The organism is Parasynechococcus sp., from assembly GCF_045559935.1.
Lineage (GTDB): Bacteria > Cyanobacteriota > Cyanobacteriia > PCC-6307 > Cyanobiaceae > Parasynechococcus.
Genome location: NZ_JBJLJL010000007.1, coordinates 105,594 through 129,368, shown reverse-complemented (window position 1 = coordinate 129,368; position 23,775 = coordinate 105,594). Strand labels below are relative to the sequence as shown.

Below are 23,775 nucleotides of genomic sequence, written 5' to 3'. Positions count from 1 at the left end.
GCTGATGCAAACCGTGCAACATCCTGACCCAGGAACGTCCGGATGCGTCTGGAGTGTGTCTCGATCGCGGCCGCGGCACCCGGAAGCTGTTTAGCTTGACCCCAGCGCAGGTTGAGGTGTGCCCCACGACTGGACAGCGCTGGAGAGGGATCTCCGCCGTCATCTGCCGTCGCGAGCCGTGTTGGCGAAGCGTCAGGACCTGCTCAGCTACGACTGTGACGGTTTGACACTTGAACGCCATCGGCCCCCGCTGGCAGTGCTCCCGGAGACCACCGAACAGGTGTCTCACGTGCTGCGGTTGTGCCGGGATCACCAGGTTCCTTTCGTGGCCCGCGGCAGTGGAACCGGTCTTTCAGGAGGCGCTCTGGTCGATCAGCAGGCCCTGCTGGTGGTGACCAGCCGCATGCGCAGGATTCTTGATCTCGATCTGGAGAACCAGCGCATCACCGTTCAACCCGGCGTGATCAACAGCTGGGTGACCCGGGCGGTTGCGGGAGATGGGTTCTACTACGCGCCCGATCCGTCCAGTCAGGTGGTCTGCAGCATCGGTGGCAACGTCGCGGAGAATTCCGGCGGGGTCCACTGCCTGAAGTACGGGGTCACCAGCAACCACGTCCTCTCCCTGGAAGTGGTGCTTCCCGATGGAACGGTGACGCAGCTCGGCAATGGACTGGCGGAATCAGCTGAGCTGGATCTGCGAGGGGCCTTCATCGGCAGCGAGGGCACCCTCGGGATCGCGACGGCGATCACGCTGCGTCTTCTGCGGGCGCCGGAGTGCGTGAACGTGCTCCTGGCGGACTTCGAGACGATGGAGGCTGCCGGCGAGGCGGTGCGGGCCGTCACCGCGGAAGGACTGCTTCCGGCGGGCATGGAGATCATGGACAACGTCACGATCAACGCCGTGGACGATTTCTTCGGCTACGACGAGTACCCCCGCGATGCGGCCGCGGTGCTCCTGATCGAGCTGGATGGCCAGGTGGCGGAAGTGCAGGCCTCAGCGGAGCGGGCTGAGCAGTTGTGTCGTCATGCCGGGGCCCGCGGCCTGCGCCTTGCTCAGGACCCCACGGAGTGCGCGGTGCTCTGGAAAGGGCGCAAGTCGGCCTTCTCCGCCGTGGGAAAGATCACTCCCACCTATTACGTCCAGGATGGCGTTGTTCCCCGCAGCAGCCTGCCGTCCGTGCTGGCCGCCATCGAACGCCTGAGCCAGGATCACGGACTTCCCGTCGCCAATGTCTTTCACGCCGGCGACGGCAACCTTCACCCCCTGATTCTCTACGACGCCGGTGAGCCGGAGGCGGAGTCGCGGGTGAAGCAGCTGGGCGCCGCCATCCTGAAGGAATGTCTGGCAGTGGGTGGCAGCATCAGCGGCGAGCACGGGATCGGGGCGGACAAGCGGTGCTACCTCGACTGGATGTTCGAGCCGGACGATCTCCAGACCATGGCTCTGCTGCGCAGCGCCTTCGATCCGGACGGCCGGGCCAATCCGGGCAAGGTCCTTCCGACTCCGAGGACCTGCGGCGAGTCCGCGAAGCGATCGGTGACGCTTCCCACCGGGGTTGAGGTCTTCTGATTCCCCTGCTGTCCGTTCAGATCAGTCGGTCGTCTTCGTCCTCCTCATCGGCGGGTGGCCAGTCGAGATCGACGGACACGGGGGCATGATCACTGGGCTGCTCGTTGCCCCGCTCCTGTTTGTGGATGACGCAGCAGCGTGCCAGTTCCAGCAGTTCATCACACAGATAGATGTGGTCGATGCGCCAGCCGCGGTCCCGGTCCCAGGCTCCGGTGCGGTAGTCCCACCAGCTCCAGTGGCCGCTGTCGGGTTCGAAGACCCGGAAGACATCCTGCAGCCGGTCACCGAGAGCGGCCTTGAGTGCCTCGCGCTCGGCTGAGCTGGCCATGATCCCCCCCGTCAGTCGGTCGGGGTCATGAATATCGCGGGCCTCCATCGCGATGTTGAAGTCCCCCACCATGCACAGGGGCTCACCCCGTTCCGCCTGCGCGTCCAGATACCGACGCAGGCAGGCCAGCCAGCTCAGTTTGTAGGGGTATTTCTCCGATTTGAGCCCTGAACCGTTGGGCACATAGAGGTTCAGCACCCGGACACCGTCAAGCCTGGCGCTGATCACCCGCTTCTGTTCGCTCAGGGTTCTGGCGTCGGAATCATCGGGAAGCTCGCCGATGAATCCGCAGCGGACGTCCTCAAGCGCCTCGCGACTCACCATGGCCACACCGTTGTAGGCCTTCTGACCATGGATGCTCACCCGCCACCCCGCCGCTTCAAAGGCCTTGAGGGGAAACTGCGGATCATCCACCTTGGTTTCCTGCAGGCAGAGCAGATCGGGCTGGTTGGTCTCCAGCCAGCTCAGCACCTGGTCAAGCCGGGTGCGCACGGAATTGACATTCCAGGAGGCGATCTGCACGGCGCTGTGGCGTCTGGTCGAGACGCTTAGCATTCAACGATCGTTATCTGCAGGGATGATCCTCCGGTTCACCTCCGTCGCTCTGGTGTTGCTCGCCCAGGTCCCTGCGGTTCAGGCCCAGGTGGAAACCCAGTACCAGAACAGGGAGGAGCGTGAGATCTACGGAAGCGGCGCTCAGGGTTCCGAAAGCGGTTCGATCCTCGATGCCACCAACCCCATGGATCTGATCAACCGCATCCGACAGGCAGGTTCTCTCGACGACGCCACACCCCCTGCCGACGCCATCGATGCCGCGCTCAAGGCGCTGGAACTGCAGCCTGCGGAAGAGAAGCAGGTCGCCCAGCCCTGATCCGCAGGGCACTCAATCCCCAGGATGAGGCCAGCGTGTCGATGAGCTCATCGGCGTCACCCTCGTTGCCTCGTCTCTGGCGTGCCTTCTCAAGCAGATCACTCACCTCCTCCGCCTTCCCCTGTTCCTGGCGCAGCATGGCCAGAGCCAGAAGCGGCCGGGCATCCGTCGGTGACTCCTCAGCCAGCTGTTGATAAAGCCCGGCAGCGGCGTTGACCTGCCCACTCCGGCGCTGCAGGTCCGCGAGGAGCATTCCCATGTCCCCACGTCGCCCTGGCCCAAGGTTCTGGAAGCGTTGTGTGAGCAACTGAAGCGCCTGGGTCGTGCGTCCGTCCTGGATCTCCACGAGAACGCGCAGTTTGAGCACCTCCGGATGATCGGGGTGCAGCCGCAGCAGTTGATCGAGGTCCGTTCGGGCTCCACGGCTGTCGCCGTTCAGCCGACGCAGGTCCGCCATCAGCAGAGCCAGTCCCAGGGATCCCGGTTCCTTCTCCAGGAGTGGGTGCAGCACCTGCTGCGCCTCCTGAAGTCGGCCCAGGGCCAGAAGTCTCTCCAGAAGCTGGCGCTGACCCTCGTCATCGAGTTGCTCATCCCCGAGCTTCTGCATCAGATCGCTGACCTCCCGGTCCACCACCAGACGGCTGCCGCGGGCTGCTGTCTGCGGAGCGAATGATGCGGCCGTGAGCCAGCCCACCAGGCCGGCTCCCAGGAGAGCTCCCGCCAGCAGGATCAGGCGGAGCGGGCGGGGCATCACAGCGCTGTCTGTGAGAGGAAGTCTGAAGAGGATTCAGGGTGCTGGCTACAGTCGGCCTGCGGGTTTTGCCGCCGCCCCAATCAATTTCATGCGCAACCACCCGATTCCCCCGGTCACCGAACCGCTGCAGTACCGGGCGATCGGTTTGGTCCGCGGGACTTACACCCCGAAAGAGCCCGAGCAACTGACGCGAGGAGCCTTGCTCGACAGCAACGGCGTCGAACTGGAGACAGTGGTGCTCGGACGGGTGCTGACCCTGATGCGTCGGCATCTGGCCATGGATCAGTCCCATCTCTGGGTGGTCTACCCACGCTGCAGGGAGAGCGATCAACTGCACCTGCAGATCGCCGGGATCTGGGAGCCCAGCAGCCTCGACCCGGATCAGAGTGATGCCGATGACACCCTGCCGGAAGGGGATGACTACTTCTCAATCCGAGGTGAACTGATCTTCACCAAACCCGAAACGGGTGAGCTTGTCGTGAAGGTGCGTCAGCAACCCCGTGCGGATGGAACCCGCCCGCTTCCCTTCAAGCTGCAGATGAAGGGCGAACTCCCCCTGGAGCATCTGCGTCATTTCGTCAGTCTGGACATCCGCCGGCAGGGGCAGGAGCTGCATCTCGAGCGTCATGAGGTGATCGCACCGATGCCCACGCGGGGTGGCAAGACCAAGGGGGGGCGCGGCCAGGGGGGGCGGCGCGGTGCGGCGGCACCCCGGAGCACCCGGGCCCGCGGCTGATGGCGGAGGGCCAGGGATCCACGGGCACCCTCAGGGCCGCCATCGTCGTCGCAGCCATCACGGGGCTCGGTGCCTTCGGCCCGGTGATGGGGATCTCCCCGGCCTGGATTGTCGTGGTGGTCGGAGGCGGTCTGGTGGCTCTCAGTGTCGATGCCGCCAGCTGGCAGGGGATGGGTGGTCATCTGCTTGCTGAAGCGATGCCCGGTGGTGAGGGGCGACTGCGCCGCATCGCCGTTCATGAGGCGGGTCATCTGCTCATCGCCGAAGCGGAGGAGCTTCCGGTACAGCGGGTGATGGTGGGAACCCTGGCGTGTCTGCGCGCGGGGCTGCGCAGCAGTGGAGCCACGGAGTTCACCGTTCCGGAGAGTGTGCGGATGCCGCTGGAGGATCTACGACGCTGGAGCCGTGTCCTTCAGGCCGGCATCGCCGCTGAGACCGTGATCTACGGCTCGGCTCGTGGTGGTGCCGATGACAGGGCCCTGCTGGGCCGCCTCTGGGGGCTCTCGGGGCATGACGTCGCCACGGCGCAGCGGGAGCAGCGTCGCGCCCGCCGCGAAATCGAGCAGCAGCTGCGCCAGGACCGTTCCCAGCTGGAGGATCGCGTCGGAACGCTTCTGGCGGAGGCTCCGAGGCTCGGACGATGAACGGCTCCCCGCCCTTCCATGGTCGTCCTCTTCACATCGACTGTCCGACAGGGGTGGCGGGGGACATGCTGCTGGCGGCCCTGCTCGATCTTGGCGTCCCTGAGGCGGTGATCGAGACGGCTCTGGCGGATCTGGGCCTCGCCGGTCTCTACCAGCTCCGGAGCGAGGAGAGTCGCAGTTCCGGCCTGCGGGGTCTCCGCATCACGGTGAAGGCTCTCGAGCCGGAGCCCCCCCATCGTCAGTGGGCGGACATCCGTCAGCAGATCGAGGCAGCACCGCTGACTCCCGCTCTGCAGCAACGCGTGCTGGCGGTGTTCGAGGCTCTGGCGGAGGCGGAGGCCGCAGTGCATGGCACCAGCCCCGAATCGGTGCACTTCCATGAAGTGGGTGCCATGGATGCGCTGGTGGACGTGGTGGGGGTCTGTGCCGCCATGGAGCATCTGGCGCCCCTGCGTGTCACCTGCACGGCACCTCCTGCAGGACACGGCAGCGTGAGGTCAGCCCATGGGCAGCTGCCTGTTCCTGTGCCGGCGGTGCTGGAGCTGGCCCGGCGCCGGCAGATCCCGCTGCGTCATGACGGTGATCTGCCGGCCGGTGAGCTCACCACACCCACCGGTCTGGCGCTGCTGTCGGTGCTGGTGGATCACTTCTCTCCGCCCCAGCGGCTCACACCAGGGGCGATCGGCATCGGTCTCGGCCATCGGGAACTGGATCGTCCCAACCTGCTGCGGCTCATTCAGCTGAAGCCCCAGATCCCTGAGCAGGAGCCTGCATTCTCGGGAACCGATGGCTCTGATCCGGTCCCGCGCTGGCAGCCGCTGGTGGTGCAGGAAGCCTGGATCGATGATGCGACACCGGAGGACCTCGCTCTGCTGCTGGCGGCGCTGCAGCGGGGAGGTGCCGTGGATGCGGCCTCGACGCCGCTTCAGATGAAGAAGGGGCGCCCCGGTCAGTCGGTTACGGCTCTGGTGCTTCCGGATCGGGCTGCCGCCCTGCGTGAGATCTGGTTCGGCAGCAGCCCCACGATCGGTCTGCGGGAACGGGATCAGGGGCGCTGGCTGCTGCCCCGGCGAAACGGCATCCTTCACACGCCCTGGGGCGCGCTCCGGGCCAAGCAGGTCCGACGTCCGGACGGCAGTTGCACGGTCAAGCCGGAGGCAGATGATCTGCAGCGGCTCAGTCAGGACAGCGGACAAACCATCGCCGCCCTGCGGGCCTCCCACGCTGGCTGGGCGTTCAGCAGTGATCAGCCCTGGTCCTGGACATGAGCTGGCTTCGCAAGCCCAGCCTCTGGATCACCCTGGCCAGCCTCGGGTTCATGGCCGTGGCGCTGCATCAGCAGTCCGGCCAGCTGATGGACCAGAGCCTTGATGGTCGGGGTTGGGCCTGGTTGCTGCTCGGGATGGGCCTGACCTGGGCCAGCATCCTGTTCAACGGTCTGGCCTGGTGCGTGCTGGTGGCCTGGCTCGGTCATCCGCCGGATGAAGTCGCTCTGGTTCCGCTGTTCGTCCGCAGCAACCTTCTCAAGTACCTGCCAGGTGGCATCTGGCATCTGCTGGAGCGGGTCCGGGTGCTGCGCGGCTCCATCGGGGCGGGCCCCGCCCTGGCGACGGTGATCCTGGATCCGCTGCTCATCGTGGTGGCGTCGCTGCTGCTTCTGCCTCTCGGGGGCTGGCAGGGAGGTCTGATGCTGCTGGCGCCGCTGCCGGCTCTGCTGATGCTGCCGCGCTGGCGGGAGCCGCTGCTGCAGAGACTGGAACGTCGCAAGGCGGAGCAATTGCAGAGCTCTGCCGGTGGAGACCTTGCCGAGCATGCATCTGGAAGCGGGCGCGGCGACTACCCCTGGGCGCCCCTGGCTGCTCAGCTGGGATTCGTGCTCACCCGGTTCGCCGGTTTTCTCTGCTGCGTTCAGGCATTTCAACTGCAGCAACCCTCCCTGCCTGTCTGGCTTGCGGCCTTCGCTCTGGCCTATGCCGTGGGTCTGGTGGTGCCTGGGGCACCTGGAGGACTTGGTGTGTTCGAAGCCACGCTGCTGCTGCGTCTCGGCAGCACCGTGCCGGAAGCTCCACTCCTGGCCGCCGTGCTCAGTTACCGGGTGATCTCCACCCTGGCGGATGTCGTCGCAGCGCTGTCGGTTGCCGCCGACAGCGCCCTGCTGCGACGGTTGAAGGCCCATCCCTGATCACCGCCATGGATGCCGCGCCTCCGCTGCCGCTCCCCTGTCCGCTGCAGGCCGGCTGGGAGCTGGTGCGGACGATCGAGCTGCCCAGGACCCTCGCTGATGGTCGGCCCCTGGGTGGGGTCTCAGCGGCGGCCTACCAGCGAAAGCAGGATCGCCTCTGGTTGCTCAGCGATGCACCCATCGGGCATCTGGTGCCCTGGGGTGGACTCGCCCAGGTGCTCCGGGGCCAACGGGACCTGCTGCGACCCGGCCGCAGAGTGCTGCTGAAGGGAGGCGATGGCCAGCCTCTGACCCAGGACTTCGATGGTGAGGGGCTGGTGGTCCAGGGCCGTCAGGCCTGGATCGCCAGTGAGGGGCGCCGTTCCTTGGAACGTCCGCCCCGGTTGATCCAAATTGACCTCGGCAGCGGTCGGCTGCGGCAGGAGCTGCCGATGCCCGAGGCCTGGCGGGCCACCACTGGGCAGGGCCTTGGCTCCAACAAAGGCCCGGAATCACTCACGGCCCTCGGCCCCGGGGACCTTCTGCTGGCGGCGGAGGCGCCGTTGCTGCAAAACCAACCCGGAGATGGAATCAGCCTGATGCGCCGCCGTCCCGGTGATGCGATCCGCTCCGCAGGGGCGCTTGATTCGGGTGCCTACGGCCGCCATGACGGACTGACGGAACTGCTCGCCCTGCCACTTCGGCAGCAGCTGCTGGGACTGCGGCGGGGGTTTGAGATGCCGGATCAATGGTCGGCCTGGCTTCAGCTGTTCGCCTTTCCCGATCCGCAGGGTCCTCCATTGCAGCCGATCATCGGCTGGAACCTGCTGGAGGCTGGCCTGCCTCCAGATAACTGGGAAGCCATGGCGGTGGGCCCCACGCTGTCGGATGGACGACAGACGCTGGTGTTGGCCAGTGATGACAACTTCAATCCGCTTCAGTCAAGCTGGATTGCGGTGCTGACTCCCCGCCGCACCGCTGCTTGCACCGATTGAGGCTTGACCGATGCGCCGTCGTTCCGTGCTCTCCCTGCTCGGCCTCGGCGGAGCCGGTGTGTTGACGGCCAAGGGACTGTCGGGCTGCATGGAGCAAGGGGGCAACAGCAGTGCGGCCAAAGGATTTCCGTTTCATCCGGTGCGGGTGCCCTTGCCGGTGGACAGTGATGGCCTCAACGCCTCGGAGCAGCGGGCCACCTACCGGGAGCTGGCGGTGGAGGACCGGCTGACGGTCCCGGAGGGATTTCGGTCCCAGCTGCTGGCGGCATGGGGCGATCCACTCGGCGACAGCCGCTTCGGGTTCAACAACGATCACCTCGGCTTTGTCCAGCACGGTCCGGACCGGGCATCGATGACGGTGAACTTCGAATACATCAGCGCCGTGCCCTGGGTGCAGGGCTTCGAGGAGGTGGTGGGTAAGCCTCTGCCCTTCGCAGACCTCGTGTCTGTTCTGCAGCCCAGCGATGGCGTCATCGACTGCGGTGAACTGCCGGCCGGCGACCGACGTCTGCAGCAGATCCGTGCGGTCGCGGATGAAGCGATGACCGATCTCGGGATCGGGGTGATGACCCTGCAGCGGGATGGTCAGGGTCAGTGGCAACGGGCGCAGGGCGCCCAGGATCGCCGTATCACGGGGATCAGTGGTCTTGAGGACCCCAAGCAGCAGCTGCTCAGCACCGGTCCGGCAACCGCGGTGTTCACGGCCGGTAAACGGCAGGGCTACGACGATGGCCTGGGCGACAGGATCGTCGGCACCTTCGCCAACTGCGGCGGTGGCATCACGCCCTGGGGAACGGTGCTCAGCGCTGAGGAGAATTTCCAATCCCAGGTGCCGGAACCGGTTTATGCCGATGGCAGTGCGGCCGCACCTTCACAGCGTCCCTTGGTCTGCCGGAAAGGAAAACTGGGTGGGCTGGGCAATGTCTACGGACTGGCGGGCAACAAGTACGGCTGGATGGTGGAGGTGGATCCGACCTCGGCTGGCCGGGCAGCGGTGAAGCACACGGCCCTCGGCCGCTTCCGCCACGAAGCCGTGGCGGTTCGGGCTGAAGCCGGCAAGCCGCTTCAGGTGTATTCGGGCTGTGATCGCCGCGGTGGGCATCTCTATCGCTTCGTCAGCACGGACCGTGTCGAAACGGTCCAGGACAAGCGGAATTCACGGTTGTTCGAGGCTGGCGAGCTTCAGGTGGCGCGCTTCCGTGCCGATGGCAGTGGTGAATGGCTGGCGGTGACACCGGAGGCCGAGGTGAATCCTTTCCGTCCAAGCCGTTTCAGCGATGCGGATCTCGGCTGTCCTGTGGAGCTGCCCCACAGCGATCGCAGTCAGGCGGGAGCGGAACTCTTCCGGGAGGATGCGGCTGTCGAGGACTACTGCCGCCGTTTCGCCACCCTGTCGGATCTGTACCGGGGTGAGGGCGAGGCGCTGCAGGGGGCGATTCTGGTGGATGCCCACCTGGCGGCCAGCGCGATCGGGGCGACCCCCACGGCCCGTCCGGAGGACACCAAGATCGATCCGATCAGTGGAGATCTGCTGATCGCTTTCACCTCCGGATCCCCCGGATCGACAGGGGGTGCTGACCCTGCCGTGTTCCAGGGACCCGACGGACAGAGCAGCTGGCCCAACGGATGGGTGATGCGCCTGAGTGAGTCCGGCCAGAACCGCTTCACCTGGCGCATGGCTGTGACCGGTGGAACCCCCTGGGCCGGCGGTCTCGGTTTCACCAATCCCGACAATGTCGCGCTCGACAGCAAGGGAAACCTCTGGATCGTCACCGACCGTTCGATGAAGTCGTCAGCGGGCGATGTGTTCGGCAACAACAGCTGCTGGTTCGTTCCCCGCAAGGGCAGCCAGGAGGAACAGGCGGCCTGCTTTGCCACGGGACCGATGGAGTGCGAGGTGACGGGGGTGTGCCTCGATCAGGCCGAGTCGTCGCTGTTTCTGGCGGTTCAGCATCCCGGTGAGGTGAACGGCAGCCGGGCTCGGGGGGATGAGGAGGTTCAGGCCCACGAGCTGCAGGATCGTGATGGTGGCGTTTTCCAGCAACTGCGCACAGTGCCGCTGGGGTCCAACTGGCCGGCTCAGGCTCCGGGCCGGCCCCCCCGTCCGGGCGTCGTGGCGATCCGCCGCCTCAACGGTCAGCCTTTGCTGGAGGCCTGATCGAGGCTGGGCACCAGGGCCATCGATGCCACCAGCCCCAGCACCAGGATCATCAGTGCCGGCAGCAGCGCCTCCGCCAGCCGCTCGTCACTGGCGTACTGATAGACACGCACGGAGAGCGTGTCGAAATCAAAGGGCCGCAGAGCGAAGGTCAGCGGCAGTTCCTTCACGGTGTCCACGAACACCAGCAGCAGTCCCACCGTCAGGGGACCCCGCAGGAGCGGCAGATGCACCCGCTGCAGCACCTGCTGCCAGTTGAACCCCATCCCGGTGGCCGCTTCATCGAGACTGGGGCTGATGCGTTCCAGGGCGGCATCCAGGCCGCCTTTGGCCACGGCCAGGAAACGGTCGCCGTAGCCCCAGAGCAGCAGGACCAGCGGGGCCAGCTGCCAGGGGCCGCCGGTGAGCAGCAGAGCCAGTGCCAGCACGGTGCCGGGCACGGCGTAGCCCATGCCGGCCAGGAAGGTGAGGCTCTGCAGCCAGCGGGCTTCACTCCAGCGCTTGGCGATCGCCAACAGCAGGGCCGTGACCACAGCCAGGACGGCGGCGGCCAGCGCCAGCAACAGGCTGCGGAGACTGAGCTGCCAGAGGTCGGCCTCCAGGTTGCCTGCCAGCTGTTCGAGATTCGTGGCGGCCCAGATCAGCGGCGTCCCCAGGCTCAGCAAAGGCGGAATCAGAGTCAGCAGCTGGGCCACGAGTGCCCGAGGCCCCTGCAATGTCCAGGCTGTGGCATCGCCTCCGGCCACACCGTCACTCCAGCGGCGGCTGCGACGCCGCAGCCGCCGTTCGCACACCACCAGAGTCAGCACGATCACCAGGGTGATCAGGGCCAGGGTGATGGCACCGGTTGGATCGCTTTCGGCCTGCCAGGCCTCCAGGATGCCGGCCGACAGGCTGGGGATGCCGAGGAGCTGAACAGCTCCCAGCTCGTTGACGATCTCCATGCCCATCAGGGCGACACCGGCTCCGATCGCCGGAAGCGCGATCGGCAGCGCGACCCGCCGAAAGGCGGCCCATGGACCGATCCCGAGGCTGCGGCAGGCCTCCAGCTGCCGTCTGCCGCTCATCGCGAAACTTTCTGTGCTCAGCAGAAACACGTAGGGATACGTGGACAGAGCCATGACGGCGATGCCCCAGGCCAGGCCGTGGATGCGCCAGCCCTGGCGGCTGCCCAGATCCACCAGCGTCGCTGACAGCAGATAGGCCGGGGTGGCCAGGGGGATCAGCTGAGCGATGCGCAGCCAGCGACGGCCGGGAAATCGGCAGTTGATCAGCAGCCAGCCGTTGGCGGTGCCGATCAAGGTTCCGGCGATGGCACTGCCCAGCAGCAAGCTCAGCGTGCCGCGGATCTGAAGGCCACCATCCGGGCCCAGGCTGCCGAGACCGTCGCGGATTCCCTGCAGTCCCTCCCCGATGAGGTTCAGCAGGGGCCAGATCGCCAGCAGAGCAAGCCCGGCAGCCGTGAGTCCCAGCAGCCGACGACTCATTGCCAGCCGTTGGCAGCCATCAGCTCGACGGCTTTGGCATTCAGCTCACCGAGCCGCTGCGCCGACACCGCTGCCGGCTGGAACGGGCCCCAGGCCTTCACAACAGGATTGTTGCCGAGGTCGCGCAGGGGATATTCATGATTGGCCGTGGCGTAGCCCTCCTGAGCCTGATCGGAGCTGAGGAACTCCAGGAAGCGTCGGGCGGCGTCGGGGTTGCGGCTGGCACGGGTCACGCCACCACCGGTGATGTTCACGTGGACGGGGTCGGGCCAGCGCACTGACACCCTGCTGGAAAGGGCCAAGTCAGCGTCGCCCTTGTCACCAGCCTGCATGCGGCCGAGGTAGTAACTGTTGGCCAGAGCGACGCCGCAGTCGCCCTGAGCGACGGCCCGGATCATGGGCGTGTCACTGCTGAACACCGGCTGAGCCAGGTTGGCCACCATTCCCTGAATCCATTGCGTCGTCTCCTGCTCCCCGCGGGTGTCCAGCATGAATGCCACCAGCGACTGGTTGTAGACGCTGCGACGGTTTCGCAGGCAGAGCCTGCCCTTGAGAGCTGGAGCTGCCAGGTCTTCATAGCGGCTCACCTCGTTGGCCTTCACCTTCTCGGCATTGAACATCGGCGCCCGCAGCCGGCGTGTGAAACCGAACCAGCGGTTCTTGCTGTCGCGCAGATCGGCCGGAACCGACCGGTTGAGCGTTTCCGACTCGATGGGCTGAAAAAGATCCATCCCGGTCGCGCGATCGAGACGGGCCGCATCCGCAAGAATCAGGACATCCGCAGGGGAGTCCGCACCTTCCTTGGCGAGACGTTGAATCAGGGCGTCATCCTTGGCTTCCAGGAGCTTCACCTGGATGCCTGTTTCCTGCGTGAAGCGGTCGTAAAGCTGCTTGTCGGTGTTGTAGTGGCGTCCTGAATAGACACCGATCTCCGTCGATTCCTTGCTGTCGCAGGCGATCAGCAGGATCGCGATGGACACGGCCAGAGAGGCCTGTGCCGCCACTTTGCAAAAGCGGTACTTATTGAGAATGAAATGCATTCGCGGCATTGCTCTTTGCGAACGATACGCAATAGCGATACCCCGCTCCGCGGTCTCTCCGTTCGGCTGTTACACGACGAAAAAAAATCCCCCGCCAGAGGCGAGGGAAGTGTGGTGAATCGAGTTGATTGCTTCGAGGAATCAGCGACGCTGGTCGCGAACCGGGATCGGAATCAGAACAGGCTCCCGCAGGCCACCACCGCTGTTGTCATCGTCGGAATCGGCCAGCAGCCAGAGCAGCAGACTTGTCACCAGCAGAAGGGCAACCAGGGTGATGGGCTCTGCCATGGGGGTGTTCTCCATCTCGACACATTAGTCAGTTCAGCCCGTTTCCGCTCGATCCGGCGGAGGGTGTGCCGGCGGCTTCCTCATCCACGCAGGCCTGGAGCTGTTGCCGCAGGGTGTCGTGATCGATGTCGCGTCCGATCAGCACAAGCTGGTTCTTGCGTTCGCCGGTCCAGTCGGTGTCGTCAATCGAAAAGCGCTTTCCTGCGAGATGGAACACGTGACGTCGTTCGCTTTCGTTGAACCAGAGAATGCCCTTGGCGCGGAACACCTCAGCGGGCAGCTGATTGTCCAGAAAGTTCTGGAACCTTCGCAGGGCGAAAGGCCCATCACTCTGGAACGACAGCGACGTGAAACCGTCGACGGCCAGGTGATCCGAGTGGCTGTGGCCGTGGTCGTGGCTGTGGTCGTGGCCGTGGTCGTGATGGCTGTGGCTGTGGTCGTGATGGTCGTGGCTCGTGGCCGTGGTCGTGGTCGTGGTCGTGATGCTCGTCTTGCGTCGACACCTTGTCCGACTCGAACAGACCGACGCTGAGCAGCAGAGGCAGCGGCACGTCCCCCTGGGTGGACCGCAGGATGCGGGCATCGTTCTTCACCTCCCGGAGCTGCTGTTCAACGGTCTGTAACCGCTCCTCCTCCACGAGGTCACACTTGTTCAGCATCAGGATGTCCCCGTAGACCACCTGGGCCCGCCCGACCTGGGTGTCGAGAACGCTCTGGTCGAAGTTCTCCGCATCGATCAGCGTGATGATCGAGTCCAGTCGCGTCTGGTCGCGCAACTCGCTGCCGAGGAAGGTCATCGCCACCGGCAGAGGATCGGCCAGACCAGTGGTCTCCACAACGATGTAGTCCAAGTCCTCTGGACGTTCAAGCACCCGCTCCACCGTCTGCATCAACTCGTCGTTGATCGAGCAGCAGATGCAGCCGTTGCTCAGCTCCACCATCTCCTCTCCTGTGGAGACGATGAGTTCGTTATCGATGCCGATCTCACCGAATTCATTCACCAGCACAGCGGTCTTCACGCCCTGCTGATTGCTGAGAATGTGGTTGAGCAGAGTGGTTTTCCCGGCACCGAGGAAGCCCGTGAGAATCGTCACCGGGACCCCAACCGGGGCTGATGCTGCAGTCATGAGATCTGCCCTGTTGAGCTCATGCTGGCAGCAGAGCGTCGATGGCTGCCGAAAGCTCGGCGTCCATCGTGCTCAGGCCTCCCAGATCGTGGGTGGAGAGTTCGATCTTCACTCGGTTGTAGACGTTGCTCCAGTCGGGGTGGTGCTGACGGGATTCGGCCAGCAGTGCCACGCGGCTCATGAAACCGAAGGCTTCCACAAAGTCGCTGAACACAACGCTGCGCCGCATGGCGGTGTCGCCCACCTCCCAGGCGGGACGCTCCTGTTGAAGCTGCTGGCGTTGTTCAGGCGTGAGCAGGGTCGGCATGCCGAGAGGGGGATCCTGGTGAGTTCATTCTCCTGCCAGGTCGTGCAGTCGGTCCACCAGCAGATCCACCTCCGTGTTGACACCACCGTCGCCGGCCCAGGCCTCCGGGTCATGTCGGGCCTGGATCGCTTCGTTGAGCCGCGTGCTGTTGCGACGGGCCAGCAGTGTGGTCGTGTCGCTGGAGCGGGAAGGCTGCTGCACGTCAGGTTTCAGGGTGCCGATGAGGTGGCAGGCAATGCGGCGCTGATGGGGAGCTCGGCGGTGCTCCCAGAGGTAGACCGCCTGCCAGGTGCCGAGCAGCAACCGTCCGTTCTCCACGCTGAGACTGAGGGCCTGACAGGTGAGAGCTGTCCGGATGTGCGCCGGCATGTCGTCCGGCCCTTCATCGTCGTGGAGGTAAGCCCTGGACTCCGGAACCATGTCGTCCATCCAGGCGGCGAGGTCCTTGAGAACCCGGGGGTCAGCGTTCTCGTTGATGGTGAGACTGGCACTCGTGTGCAGGCAGGTGAGGTTCAGCACCCCTCGGGCGATGCCACTGGTGGCGATCCAGCGGCTCAGGGCCGGATCGATCCGGGAAAAGCCACGACCGTTGGTGCTGAAGTCCAGCGTTTGCAGTGCCTGATGGCTCAGGGGAGTGATTCCAGACGTCATGACGGAATGGACATGATCTCTTCAGCGTGGCGCTGCTCGCGATCAAGCGCCTGCCTGCTGCAGGCTGGTGCCGCTCCGCACCCCGTCCATGTCCGCATCCACGCCAGCGGATCTCACACTTCTCTTCGATGGCGGCTGTCCTCTCTGTCTTCGCGAGGTTCACTTTCTGCGTCGTCGTGACCGCGATGGACGCATGGCTTTCGTCGACATCGATGCGTCGGATTACGACCCGGACCTTCATCAAGGAGTCAGTTATCGCGAGGCCATGGGCCGCATCCATGCGATCACGGGCGATGGAACCATCCTTCGGGATGTGGCGGTGTTCCGCGAGGCCTATCGACTGATCGGCCTGGGCTGGATCTATGCCCCCACGCGCTGGCCGTTGATCGGGACCCTGGCGGATTGGGCCTATCGCGTCTGGGCTGCACGGCGTCTGCAGGTCACCGGGCGCCAGAGTCTGGAGGTGCTGTGTGCAGATCGCTGTCAGCCCTTGAGAGTCGATCAGGCTGGTTAGGGTCGAAACAGTTGTGGATCTCCCGTGGCGTCAACGGCCTGGAAGCGCCTGGGTGACCATCTCAGAAAAACCCAGCTGCTCGGATCGATCCAGTCGGCGCTCTACTGGGATCAGAACACCCGCATGCCGAGTGGGGGGGCAACCTGGCGCGGTGAGCAGCTCACGCTTCTGGCCAGCGAGCTGCATGCCCGTCAGAGCTCAGAGGCCTATGCAGATCTGCTGGCCGATGCGCGCTCGGAATGGTCCGGTTCCGACGATGTCAACGGCAGTGGCGGGCATGGCCGGAATCTCGATCTGCTTGAAGAGGATCTGAGACGGCAGCAAGCGCTGGATCCTTCCCTGGTGGCCTCCCTGGCCACAGCGAAGGCCGATGGTTACGCCCGTTGGCAGGTGGCACGCCAGCGCTCGGACTTCAGCCTGTTCAGTGGAGCGCTTCAAACTCTGATCGATCTGCGTCAGGAGCAGGCGCGTCAGCTGGCGGAGCCTCGCTCCTGCTGGGAAACGCTGGCACAACCGTTTGAGCCCGATCTGAGCCTTGACCGGCTGCAGCAGCTGTTTGCACCTCTGCGGGAGCGACTCCCGGCACTGATCGACAGTCTGGATCGGGAGCAGCGCCCGTCCACCGCTGGCTGGGACCTGCCGGAGCAAGCTCAGCAGCGGCTCTGCGAGGAATTGCTGCAGGAGTGGGGACGAGATCCCTCGATCACCTGTCTGGCCCGTTCTCCCCATCCGTTCTCCATCACCCTCGGCCCATCCGACTACCGCATCACCACCCGGGTGGTGAGCGGTCAGCCGCTTTCGTGTTTTCTGGCAACGGCTCATGAATGGGGGCACTCGCTGTATGAGCAGGGTCTTCCGAATCAGAGTCATCAATGGTTCGCCTGGCCTCTCGGCCAGGCGACATCCATGGCTGTGCACGAAAGCCAGTCCCTGTTCTGGGAAAACCGGGTCGCTCGCAGCCGATCCTTCGCGGAACGGTGGTGGACGCGTTTCGCCGACGTGGGAGCGCCGCTGACCTGTGGTGAAGATCTCTGGCGCTCGATGAATCCACTCGCTCCCGGGCTGAATCGGGTGGAAGCGGATGAACTCAGCTACGGCTTGCACATCCTGATCAGAACCGATCTTGAGATCGCTCTTCTTGAGCAGGGTCTGAAGGTGGCTGACCTGCCGGCTGAATGGAACCGCCGTTACACCGAGCTGCTTGGTGTCACTCCCGTCAATGACGCCGAAGGTTGCCTACAGGATGTCCACTGGAGTGAAGGGCTCTTCGGTTACTTCCCCTCCTACCTCCTGGGTCACCTGATCAGTGCCCAGCTGGGCGAGGCGATGACCGCCGAGATCGGAGCTCCGGAGGATCATGTGGGCCGTGGTGATGTGCGACCCCTGCTGAGTTGGCTGCGTCAGCACGTTCATCCCGTCGGCAGAGCCGTCAATGCTGAGGATCTGGTGGAGCAGGTCAGTGGTGCCCCCCTGAGCAGCGCTCCCTTCCTTCGTTATCTCGAGGGCAAGCTGAGCACCCTGGCAGACAGGGGGGCGATTGCCCTGTTCTGACCGTCCCGGGGGCTTGCCGGCGGTCCCCCGTAGGATCCCGGCGCTGTTGACCGCCGTTCATGGCCAACCTCGATCAGGCTCCCAGCCGCAGCATGCCCAACCTGCTGCACGTGCTGCCGGCCTTCGCTGACGAATCCGAGCTCCGCCTCAACACGATCGTGGAGCTCAACTCCAACACGATCAACAAATACGAGCTGATCACCGAGACCGGGCATCTGAAGCTGGATCGCGTCGGCTACTCCTCACTGGCTTACCCCTTTGCCTACGGCTGCATACCCCGCACCTGGGACGAGGACGGTGACCCGCTCGACATCGAGATCGTCAGTGTCACGGAGCCCCTTGTCCCTGGTTCGATCGTTGAAGCACGCATCATCGGGGTGATGACCTTTGATGACGGCGGTGAAGTCGATGACAAGGTGATCGCCGTCCTGGCCGATGACAAGCGGATGGACCACATCAAAAGCTTCGAGGATCTCGGTGAGCACTGGAAGAAGGAGACCACCTACTACTGGGAGCACTACAAGGATCTGAAGAAGCCCGGCACGTGCACAGTGAACGGGTTCTTCGGAACCGAGAAAGCCGTTGAGATCATCAAGTCCTGCGAAGCCCGCTACATGCAGGAGATCGCACCGAAACTGGTCGATTGATCCGGCGGAGCGAGGGCGGGGCTGTCCCCGCCCTTCATCTCTGATACATGTTCACCAGAACGGCCCGTTCGGCATCGGGTTGCTGAGGCAGCCCGCGATGGGCTCCTCTCTGAGAGGAGATCACCATGTCGCCGGCTTTTGCAAACATCGGCAGGGCTTCGCAGCCTCCGAGTTGGCTGTATTCGTACAGCCCGATTTCATTCTCCAGGTTGAAACGACGGCTCCGCTTCCAGCTGCTTCGATCCCTGTGGGACCTCTTCACATAGCAATAGGGGCCGTCAGCAAGGCTGTTGACCTCGGTCAGGAAGAGAAAGGACTTGTACTTGAGGGAGCGTCCATCGCAGTGAAAGCTTCGGGTGTCCTGGACGCCGCGGTTGATGTAGAGGTTGCGGCACTTCACGTGCAGGGGTGTGAGACATGAGGTCATCACCAGGCGGCGGATGATCGGTTCCTGGAGGCTCGTGGCCACCAGATCCTTGATCTCATCCGATAACCGCTCGGGATGAAAGATATCGATCATGCCGGCGTCGCTGCCGCTGCGTCCGTCGGCACGCTTGATGCGGTGATTGATCACCGCGCGATCGGCATCCACGAATGTGTTGTAACCCTTGAGCACCCGCTGATCCGGCAGGTTCAGATACGCGATGTCATCCAGACCCGATGTCTCGTGGTTGGTGATGGCGTCGAGCAGCAGATTGATCTGGCCTTGAAAGCGTTCGAGCTGATCCGGGTTCAGCACCTCGGAGATCAGGATGATGCCCTGGCGACGAAGGGTCCAGGCTGCCTTGAGAAACAGGCGCCTGCTTCGGCAGATGCCATCGAACGGAAAACAGATCGCTTCGGTTTCACGTTGGCGGTCCTCGCCGCTCAGCAGGCTCGGCAGTGTCGGCTGCGCGGCCTGGTTCGGGAGAGCTGACACTGCGTGGGCCAGGGCGGACGTCCTCTGCCGGAACGGACCTGGGAAGGGTACAGCGTTCTGCGAAGAGCATCGGACGCCCAGCACTGTCTCAGATTGAGACGAAGAGACCCTTAAGAGTTGCCGAACCGCCCTGAAAATGGCTGGCCACCTCGCCAGTGATGCATAGCTTGAGACCAATAAGACTCATGAGTCCTGCAGATGCGTCTTCCTCTGCTTCTCTCCGGGGTCGCTCTGGCGTCCATCGCAGCGCTCCCTGTCTCCGCGGCAGCGGCTGAGCTGGCCATGCGCCGATCGTCCTCCTCATCCCGGGTTGTTCTCGATCTCAGCCGGCGTGAAATCAGTGTGGTCAGCGGAGCCCGCAGGCTCGGCCCCTGGCCGGTGGCCATCGGTGATCCCTCGACGCCCACCCCACTGGGTGAATTCGCCATCCTCACCAAAAAAGTCAATCCGGTTTATGTGACGCACAAAAATGGACAGCGTCGTGAGTTGGTGGGTCCGTCCAGCCCGATCGGGGATCGTTATCTGGCGTTCCATCGCAACGGCCGGGGAGAGTTTGGAATCCATGGCACCCCTTGGCCCCACTGGGTCAGGACCCGTGCTGCGGTCAGCCTGGGCTGTGTGCGCATGCTCAACGACCACGTGCGTCAGCTGTTTGAGGTCGTTGATGTCGGGACGACCGTGGAGATCAGAAACTGATCAGGCTTCCGGCCGCACGGCTTCAAAGATCTCCTGGAGAATCTCACCGGCTCCCTGCTGCTTGAGAGTGTTGGCGAGGGCCACGCCGATCGGCTCAGGATCAGCGGCAGGACCGCTGGCCTGATCCCGAATCAGACGCAGTCCATCCAGGCTGGCCACCATGCCGGTCAGGACGAGCTGATCGCCTTCGAACCTGGTGTTGACCCCGATGGGCACCTGACAGCCCCCCTCCAGTTCCCGCAGGAAAGCCCGTTCCGCCAGGCATCGCTGGGATGTGGGGGCATGCTCCAGCACCTTGATGATCTCCAGAACTTCCGGCTGGCCTTCCACGCATTCGATGCCGAGAGCTCCCTGGCCGACGGCATGAAGAGAGATGTCTCCAGGAATGAGTTGATGAATGCGGTCGGCGAAACCAAGGCGACCCAGTCCTGCAGCGGCCAGGATCAGGCAGTCGTATCCACCGTTGTCCAGCTTCTCGAGACGGGTGATCACATTGCCGCGGACGTCTTTGAATTCCAGGTGTGGGTAGTGATGGCGCAGCTGGGCCAGGCGCCGCAGAGAACTGGTGCCGACGACGGCCCCTTCCGGAAGGGTCTCGAGAGTGTGATCGGCATTTTTGGCGTTCACCACCAAGGCATCGGCGGGGTCCTCCCGCTCGGTGATGCAACCGAGCATCAGGCCTTCCGGAAGATTCGTGGGGAGGTCCTTGAGGGAATGGACCGCGATGTCAGCACGTCCCACAAGCATCTGGGCCTCCAGCTCCTTGGTGAACAGACCCTTGTCACCGATCTTGGCCAGGGCGACGTCGAGGATCTTGTCTCCCTGGGTCGCCATCGCTTCGACGCTGACGGTGAGCTGGGGATGGGCCTTCTCAAGTTCGGCCTTCACCCAGTTGGTCTGCACCATGGCCAGCTGGCTGCGTCGGGAGGCGATGCGCAGTTCGGTGAGGGCCATGGACAGGGCGAATCAGCCCGTCAGACTACGCAGGCAGGGTCACGACTTTCCCGAATGTGAAGGTGGGGCGACCCATCAGGTGGCGACGAAGGGATCTGAAAACTGCGTAACATTCCCCAAAGCACATTCGGTCATGCCGGGACCAGTGGTGAGCGGAGTGCGTCAATCGGCTTCCCTGAATCAAAAGCTGATGGATGAAGCGGATTCGGAGACCCATCTCAGCCTGATGTCGGAGGGGAGTATCCGCTTGTTGCTGCTCACGAGCGGTGATCTGCTCATGGCGCGTCTTCGCAACACCACCGATCGTGATGGAGATCCCGCTTACCAATTGATCCGGCCACGACGGGTCTGCCTGGCGGATCCAGGACAGCCGTTGCCCTGGCGCCTGGAACCGTTTCTTGAGGGGCTGACGCCTCAACGCAATGTCGTTCTGTTCAAGACAGCCCTGGCGTCTGTGCTGGAGCCTGATTCCCGGCTCGTCCAGATCTATGCGGAGATGACCGATCAGGAATGTCCGCTTGAAGAGACCCCTGTCGAGCGCCTGAAACGGGCGTTTCAGGAGTTCACGGAGAGTTTCGACGCAGACCAGCAGGAGCCTGTCTGAGCCAAGCGTTTCACCGTCTGATTGGAGCCTCAAAAAAAACCCCGACGTCTCGCCGGGGCGTGATCTCTTCCGTGTGAGGAGGGCGTCTCAATTCCCTCTCAACCCTTATAGGGGGTTGCCCTGCTGAATGGAAGCAGAAGATGTACTTACGTGATTTTCAGCCTGCTGCTGCGTAGACGGCTTCCTGGTTGGCGACGAATTCGTCGTCGCTCATCACAGGGTTGATTTCGATCTGAACCTTGAAATGCTTGATCCAGGGAGCGGTGTGTTGCCAGACCTTGCTGATGTGGTCTGCGCACACAATCGCCGTGCCCCAGCCGCCTTGAGGATCACAGACGCGATATTTCACCTCAAATCCGTCGAAACGGTCGGCAGGACTACCGCTTCGGATGTAATCGGCGAAGGCGACTCCGGCGGCCCAGCTGTCTTCCTGGGAGGCGAAGTTCCAGTTCAGTTGGTAGTGGTGCATGTTCTGATTGCCATGGCGATCAGATCCTGCTCCCCAAATCAGATCGAATGCGTTGGCGACGCAACGCTGCGCTGTACTGTCCACAACGCAGCTGGCACGATTTGTTGTCAGGCTGCAGAATGAAGTTGATCAGGGTTGATCTGCGAGCTCGAGAGTTGGAGTCGCAGCGTTTTTGATCAGTTGGTAACACGCCATATCTGGTGGTTGATCCTCTGGACAGGCACCAGATGTGATGTATGGTTGCGTTATTCCTGCTTGTTTCTCATGTTGACCGGCGCTGATCTTCTCACCAAGGTCAAGGAACTTGGTGATGTGTCCAAGACTGACCTGGCCACGGCCTGTGGTTATGTCTCCAAGAAAAAGGATGGCTCCGATCGCGTGAATTTCACGGCCTTTTACGAGGCTCTGCTCAATGCCAAGGGCATTGACCTGGGCGGTGGTTCCGCTGGTATCGGCAAGGGTGGACGCAAGCTCTCCTACATCGCCACTGTTCAAGGCAATGGCAACCTTCTGATTGGCAAGGCCTACACGGCCATGCTCGAGCTCAATCCCGGAGATGAGTTTGAGATCAAGCTGGGTCGCAAGCAGATCCGTCTGATCCCCGTTGGTGGTACCGATGAAGAGGAGACCACTGACGAGTGAGTCTCGTCTGATGGCTGACCACTTCAGTCAGCCACAAAAAAAGACCGCCATTTGGCGGTCTTTTTTTGTGGCATCGAATCCGTGTCAATCGGATCGTTTCACTTGATGTATTCCTTGAGAACGCCGTTGCGGTTGGGGTGGCGCAGCTTTCTCAGGGCTTTTGCCTCGATCTGACGGATCCGTTCGCGCGTCACATCGAAGATCTGTCCGATCTCCTCCAGGGTCTTCATGCGGCCGTCATCCAGGCCGTAGCGCAGACGCAGCACATCGCGCTCTCTTGGGCTGAGGGTGGCGAGCACACCTTCGAGATCTTCGCGAAGAAGATTCTTGGCCACGTCCTGCTCTGGATTCTCGATGTCGGCTTCGATGAAATCGCCGAGGCGGGAGTCCTCCTCCTTTCCGATCGGTGTTTCCAGGGAAATCGGCAGCTGAGCGCTCTTGGCGATGAAACGCAGCTTCTCGATGGTCATCTCCATCGATTCGGCGATCTCCTCTTCTGTCGGTTTGCGACCGAATTCCTGGGACAGCACCTTGGTGGTTTTCTTGATCCGGGAAATCGTCTCGTAAAGGTGAACGGGAAGACGGATGGTGCGGCTCTGGTCCGCGATGGCGCGGGTGATCGCCTGTCGGATCCACCAGGTGGCGTAGGTGGAGAACTTGTAGCCCTTCTCGTGATCGAACTTCTCAGCCGCACGGATCAGGCCGAGGCTGCCTTCCTGAATCAGATCCTGGAAGCTCAGGCCTCTGTTCATGTACTTCTTGGCGATCGAGACCACCAGGCGCAGGTTCGACTGCACCATTTTTTCCTTGGCCCGACGCCCCAGCATCAGCCGGCGTCGGAAACGGATCACCGGCATCTCCACCAGAGCAGCCCATTCCTTGGTGTCGGGATGCTTGCCGTTGTCGCTTTCGAACTGTGCTGCCAACTCCTCGAGATGGAGCAAGTCGGCGATCTTGCGCGCCAGTTCAATCTCTTCGTCCGGCCGCAGCAGACGGATCCGGCCGATCTCCTGCAGGTAAACCCGGATGGAGTCTTCGGTGTAGACCCCCTTCGGACCGATCTTGATGCTGGCCAGGGCCTTGGCTTTGGCCTCCTTTTCCGCAGCAGCGGCCTTCGCTTTCTCCTCTGGAGAAACTGTGGCTACCGCTTCTTTGGAGGCGGCGTCCTTGGCTTTGGCTGTTGCTGCGCTGGCTTTGGCGCCGGTTTTGCTCTTGGCGGCCGAACTCCGGGCTGGCTTCGCTTTGGCTGCCGCAGCTTTCGTGGCCGCGGGTTTCTTCGTCGCCGTCTTGGGGGCTGCCTTCTTCACGGAGGTTGACGTCTTGGCGGCCTTGTCGGTCGAGGCCTGATCGGCTGCCGCCAGCAGCTCATCGGCGGCGGCGCTCAGATCCTTGCTACTGGATTTCGATCGGCTGGTCCGTGCTTTCGCGGGTGCCTTTTTCGTCTCCGCCTTGCTGACGGATGTCACCTCCTTCAGCTCTCCATTGGCATTGGCCAGCAGGACGATGTCCGGTTGAGCTGTCTTGGTGGCGGAAGGACTCATAGCGATGAACAGAAGGCGGAAAAGGTGCTGCGGACTGCTGCACCGGAACACGCGCCATGGCGTGTCGGAACAGGCAAAACCTCTTGGAACCTGAACAGCCGTTCAGAGCTGCTCAGGAACC

Annotated in this window: 25 protein-coding genes and 1 pseudogene; 14 read left to right on the top strand and 12 right to left on the bottom strand. The window is 63.5% G+C overall.

The features are described 5' to 3' along the window. The first annotated feature begins 118 nt into the window (after nt 1–118). Nucleotides 119–1,570: an FAD-linked oxidase C-terminal domain-containing protein gene (locus tag ACJ0G7_RS03940; protein WP_043695532.1), complete on the top strand. Its 1,452-nt coding sequence runs from the start codon at nt 119–121 to the stop codon at nt 1,568–1,570. 16 nt (nt 1,571–1,586) lie between these two features. Here the strand turns inward: ACJ0G7_RS03940 and xth are convergent, their stop codons facing one another. Next, nucleotides 1,587–2,420 (bottom strand): exodeoxyribonuclease III, encoded by an 834-nt coding sequence (xth, locus tag ACJ0G7_RS03935; protein ID WP_407395285.1) that lies wholly within the window; start codon nt 2,418–2,420, stop codon nt 1,587–1,589. A gap of 55 nt (nt 2,421–2,475) precedes the next feature. On the opposite strand from xth, the gene ACJ0G7_RS03930 reads away from it, so the two are divergent. Then, nucleotides 2,476–2,769 (top strand): hypothetical protein, encoded by a 294-nt coding sequence (locus ACJ0G7_RS03930; protein WP_407395248.1) that lies wholly within the window; start codon nt 2,476–2,478, stop codon nt 2,767–2,769. Here ACJ0G7_RS03930 and ACJ0G7_RS03925 read toward each other — a convergent pair. Then, nucleotides 2,717–3,520, bottom strand: a complete 804-nt coding sequence (locus ACJ0G7_RS03925) for a tetratricopeptide repeat protein (RefSeq protein WP_407395247.1) — start codon at nt 3,518–3,520, stop codon at nt 2,717–2,719. The two genes, ACJ0G7_RS03930 and ACJ0G7_RS03925, sit on opposite strands and share 53 nt — an antisense overlap. A 91-nt stretch (nt 3,521–3,611) precedes the next feature. Between ACJ0G7_RS03925 and ACJ0G7_RS03920 the strand changes: the two genes are divergently transcribed. The 6 genes from ACJ0G7_RS03920 to ACJ0G7_RS03895 are packed head-to-tail and all read left to right on the top strand — an operon-like array spanning nt 3,612 to nt 10,217. Next, the gene (locus tag ACJ0G7_RS03920; RefSeq protein WP_407395246.1) at nt 3,612–4,259 is read left to right on the top strand and encodes a hypothetical protein; all 648 of its coding nucleotides are present in this window, start codon (nt 3,612–3,614) and stop codon (nt 4,257–4,259) included. Continuing rightward, nucleotides 4,259–4,903 carry a hypothetical protein gene (locus ACJ0G7_RS03915; protein ID WP_043695544.1) on the top strand — a complete coding sequence of 215 codons (645 nt, stop codon included), beginning with the start codon at nt 4,259–4,261 and terminating at the stop codon, nt 4,901–4,903. Before ACJ0G7_RS03920 ends, ACJ0G7_RS03915 begins: the two co-directional genes overlap by 1 nt. After that, a complete protein-coding gene (larC, locus tag ACJ0G7_RS03910; protein ID WP_407395245.1) occupies nt 4,900–6,171 on the top strand; it encodes a nickel pincer cofactor biosynthesis protein LarC in 1,272 nt (423 codons plus the stop codon). The genes ACJ0G7_RS03915 and larC overlap by 4 nt, the downstream gene beginning before the upstream one ends. Beyond that, on the top strand, nt 6,168–7,085 hold the full coding sequence (locus ACJ0G7_RS03905) for a lysylphosphatidylglycerol synthase domain-containing protein (protein ID WP_043695550.1): 918 nt from the start codon (nt 6,168–6,170) through the stop codon (nt 7,083–7,085). Before larC ends, ACJ0G7_RS03905 begins: the two co-directional genes overlap by 4 nt. A gap of 8 nt (nt 7,086–7,093) precedes the next feature. Further along, nucleotides 7,094–8,059: an esterase-like activity of phytase family protein gene (locus ACJ0G7_RS03900; RefSeq protein WP_407395244.1), complete on the top strand. Its 966-nt coding sequence runs from the start codon at nt 7,094–7,096 to the stop codon at nt 8,057–8,059. A gap of 10 nt (nt 8,060–8,069) precedes the next feature. Continuing rightward, entirely contained in the window at nt 8,070–10,217 is a 2,148-nt protein-coding gene (locus tag ACJ0G7_RS03895; RefSeq protein ID WP_407395243.1) for a PhoX family protein, read from the top strand. On the opposite strand, the gene ACJ0G7_RS03890 is transcribed toward ACJ0G7_RS03895, so the two are convergent. The 6 genes and pseudogenes from ACJ0G7_RS03890 to ACJ0G7_RS03865 all read right to left on the bottom strand — a co-directional run bounded on the left by ACJ0G7_RS03890 (nt 10,196) and on the right by ACJ0G7_RS03865 (nt 15,117). Continuing rightward, nucleotides 10,196–11,704, bottom strand: coding sequence for an iron ABC transporter permease (locus ACJ0G7_RS03890; protein WP_043695562.1), 1,509 nt, complete (start codon nt 11,702–11,704; stop codon nt 10,196–10,198). The genes ACJ0G7_RS03895 and ACJ0G7_RS03890 overlap by 22 nt on opposite strands. Then, nucleotides 11,701–12,744, bottom strand: a complete 1,044-nt coding sequence (locus tag ACJ0G7_RS03885; protein WP_407395242.1) for an extracellular solute-binding protein — start codon at nt 12,742–12,744, stop codon at nt 11,701–11,703. Before ACJ0G7_RS03885 ends, ACJ0G7_RS03890 begins: the two co-directional genes overlap by 4 nt. Nucleotides 12,745–12,885: 141 nt before the next feature. Continuing rightward, nucleotides 12,886–13,047, bottom strand: coding sequence for a hypothetical protein (locus tag ACJ0G7_RS03880; RefSeq protein WP_173402151.1), 162 nt, complete (start codon nt 13,045–13,047; stop codon nt 12,886–12,888). A 13-nt stretch (nt 13,048–13,060) separates the two neighbouring features. Further along, nucleotides 13,061–14,159, bottom strand: a pseudogene (locus tag ACJ0G7_RS03875) (CobW family GTP-binding protein). A gap of 19 nt (nt 14,160–14,178) precedes the next feature. After that, nucleotides 14,179–14,466 carry a 4a-hydroxytetrahydrobiopterin dehydratase gene (locus ACJ0G7_RS03870; protein WP_407395241.1) on the bottom strand — a complete coding sequence of 96 codons (288 nt, stop codon included), beginning with the start codon at nt 14,464–14,466 and terminating at the stop codon, nt 14,179–14,181. A gap of 24 nt (nt 14,467–14,490) precedes the next feature. Further along, on the bottom strand, nt 14,491–15,117 hold the full coding sequence (locus tag ACJ0G7_RS03865) for a secondary thiamine-phosphate synthase enzyme YjbQ (protein WP_043695571.1): 627 nt from the start codon (nt 15,115–15,117) through the stop codon (nt 14,491–14,493). Nucleotides 15,118–15,205: 88 nt separating this feature from the next. On the opposite strand from ACJ0G7_RS03865, the gene ACJ0G7_RS03860 reads away from it, so the two are divergent. From ACJ0G7_RS03860 to ACJ0G7_RS03850, 3 genes are read left to right on the top strand one after another with little or no spacing between them, the layout of a single operon-like run. Further along, nucleotides 15,206–15,631 (top strand): thiol-disulfide oxidoreductase DCC family protein, encoded by a 426-nt coding sequence (locus ACJ0G7_RS03860; protein ID WP_043697436.1) that lies wholly within the window; start codon nt 15,206–15,208, stop codon nt 15,629–15,631. 24 nt (nt 15,632–15,655) lie between these two features. Further along, on the top strand, nt 15,656–17,182 hold the full coding sequence (locus tag ACJ0G7_RS03855) for a carboxypeptidase M32 (protein WP_407395240.1): 1,527 nt from the start codon (nt 15,656–15,658) through the stop codon (nt 17,180–17,182). A gap of 59 nt (nt 17,183–17,241) precedes the next feature. Then, nucleotides 17,242–17,829: an inorganic diphosphatase gene (locus ACJ0G7_RS03850; RefSeq protein ID WP_043695577.1), complete on the top strand. Its 588-nt coding sequence runs from the start codon at nt 17,242–17,244 to the stop codon at nt 17,827–17,829. Between the two features lie 34 nt (nt 17,830–17,863). Here ACJ0G7_RS03850 and ACJ0G7_RS03845 read toward each other — a convergent pair whose 3' ends face one another. Beyond that, nucleotides 17,864–18,748, bottom strand: coding sequence for a hypothetical protein (locus ACJ0G7_RS03845; RefSeq protein ID WP_043695580.1), 885 nt, complete (start codon nt 18,746–18,748; stop codon nt 17,864–17,866). 198 nt (nt 18,749–18,946) lie between these two features. On the opposite strand from ACJ0G7_RS03845, the gene ACJ0G7_RS03840 reads away from it, so the two are divergent. Next, complete coding sequence (locus ACJ0G7_RS03840) at nt 18,947–19,444, top strand: L,D-transpeptidase (RefSeq protein ID WP_043695583.1); 498 nt, start codon at nt 18,947–18,949, stop codon at nt 19,442–19,444. On the opposite strand, the gene hemC is transcribed toward ACJ0G7_RS03840, so the two are convergent. Next, a complete protein-coding gene (gene hemC, locus ACJ0G7_RS03835) occupies nt 19,445–20,398 on the bottom strand; it encodes a hydroxymethylbilane synthase (RefSeq protein WP_043695586.1) in 954 nt (317 codons plus the stop codon). 133 nt (nt 20,399–20,531) lie between these two features. Between hemC and ACJ0G7_RS03830 the strand changes: the two genes are divergently transcribed. Then, nucleotides 20,532–21,002, top strand: coding sequence for a DUF6561 domain-containing protein (locus ACJ0G7_RS03830; protein ID WP_043695589.1), 471 nt, complete (start codon nt 20,532–20,534; stop codon nt 21,000–21,002). A 157-nt stretch (nt 21,003–21,159) separates the two neighbouring features. On the opposite strand, the gene ACJ0G7_RS03825 is transcribed toward ACJ0G7_RS03830, so the two are convergent. Beyond that, entirely contained in the window at nt 21,160–21,471 is a 312-nt protein-coding gene (locus tag ACJ0G7_RS03825; protein ID WP_043697440.1) for a DUF3303 domain-containing protein, read from the bottom strand. Nucleotides 21,472–21,735: 264 nt separating this feature from the next. Here ACJ0G7_RS03825 and ACJ0G7_RS03820 point away from each other — a divergent pair, with 264 nt between their 5' ends. After that, on the top strand, nt 21,736–22,113 hold the full coding sequence (locus ACJ0G7_RS03820) for an AbrB family transcriptional regulator (protein ID WP_043695592.1): 378 nt from the start codon (nt 21,736–21,738) through the stop codon (nt 22,111–22,113). Between the two features lie 98 nt (nt 22,114–22,211). Here ACJ0G7_RS03820 and rpoD read toward each other — a convergent pair whose 3' ends face one another. Next, nucleotides 22,212–23,654 carry an RNA polymerase sigma factor RpoD gene (gene rpoD / locus ACJ0G7_RS03815; RefSeq protein ID WP_407395239.1) on the bottom strand — a complete coding sequence of 481 codons (1,443 nt, stop codon included), beginning with the start codon at nt 23,652–23,654 and terminating at the stop codon, nt 22,212–22,214. Between the last annotated feature and the right edge of the window lie 121 nt (nt 23,655–23,775).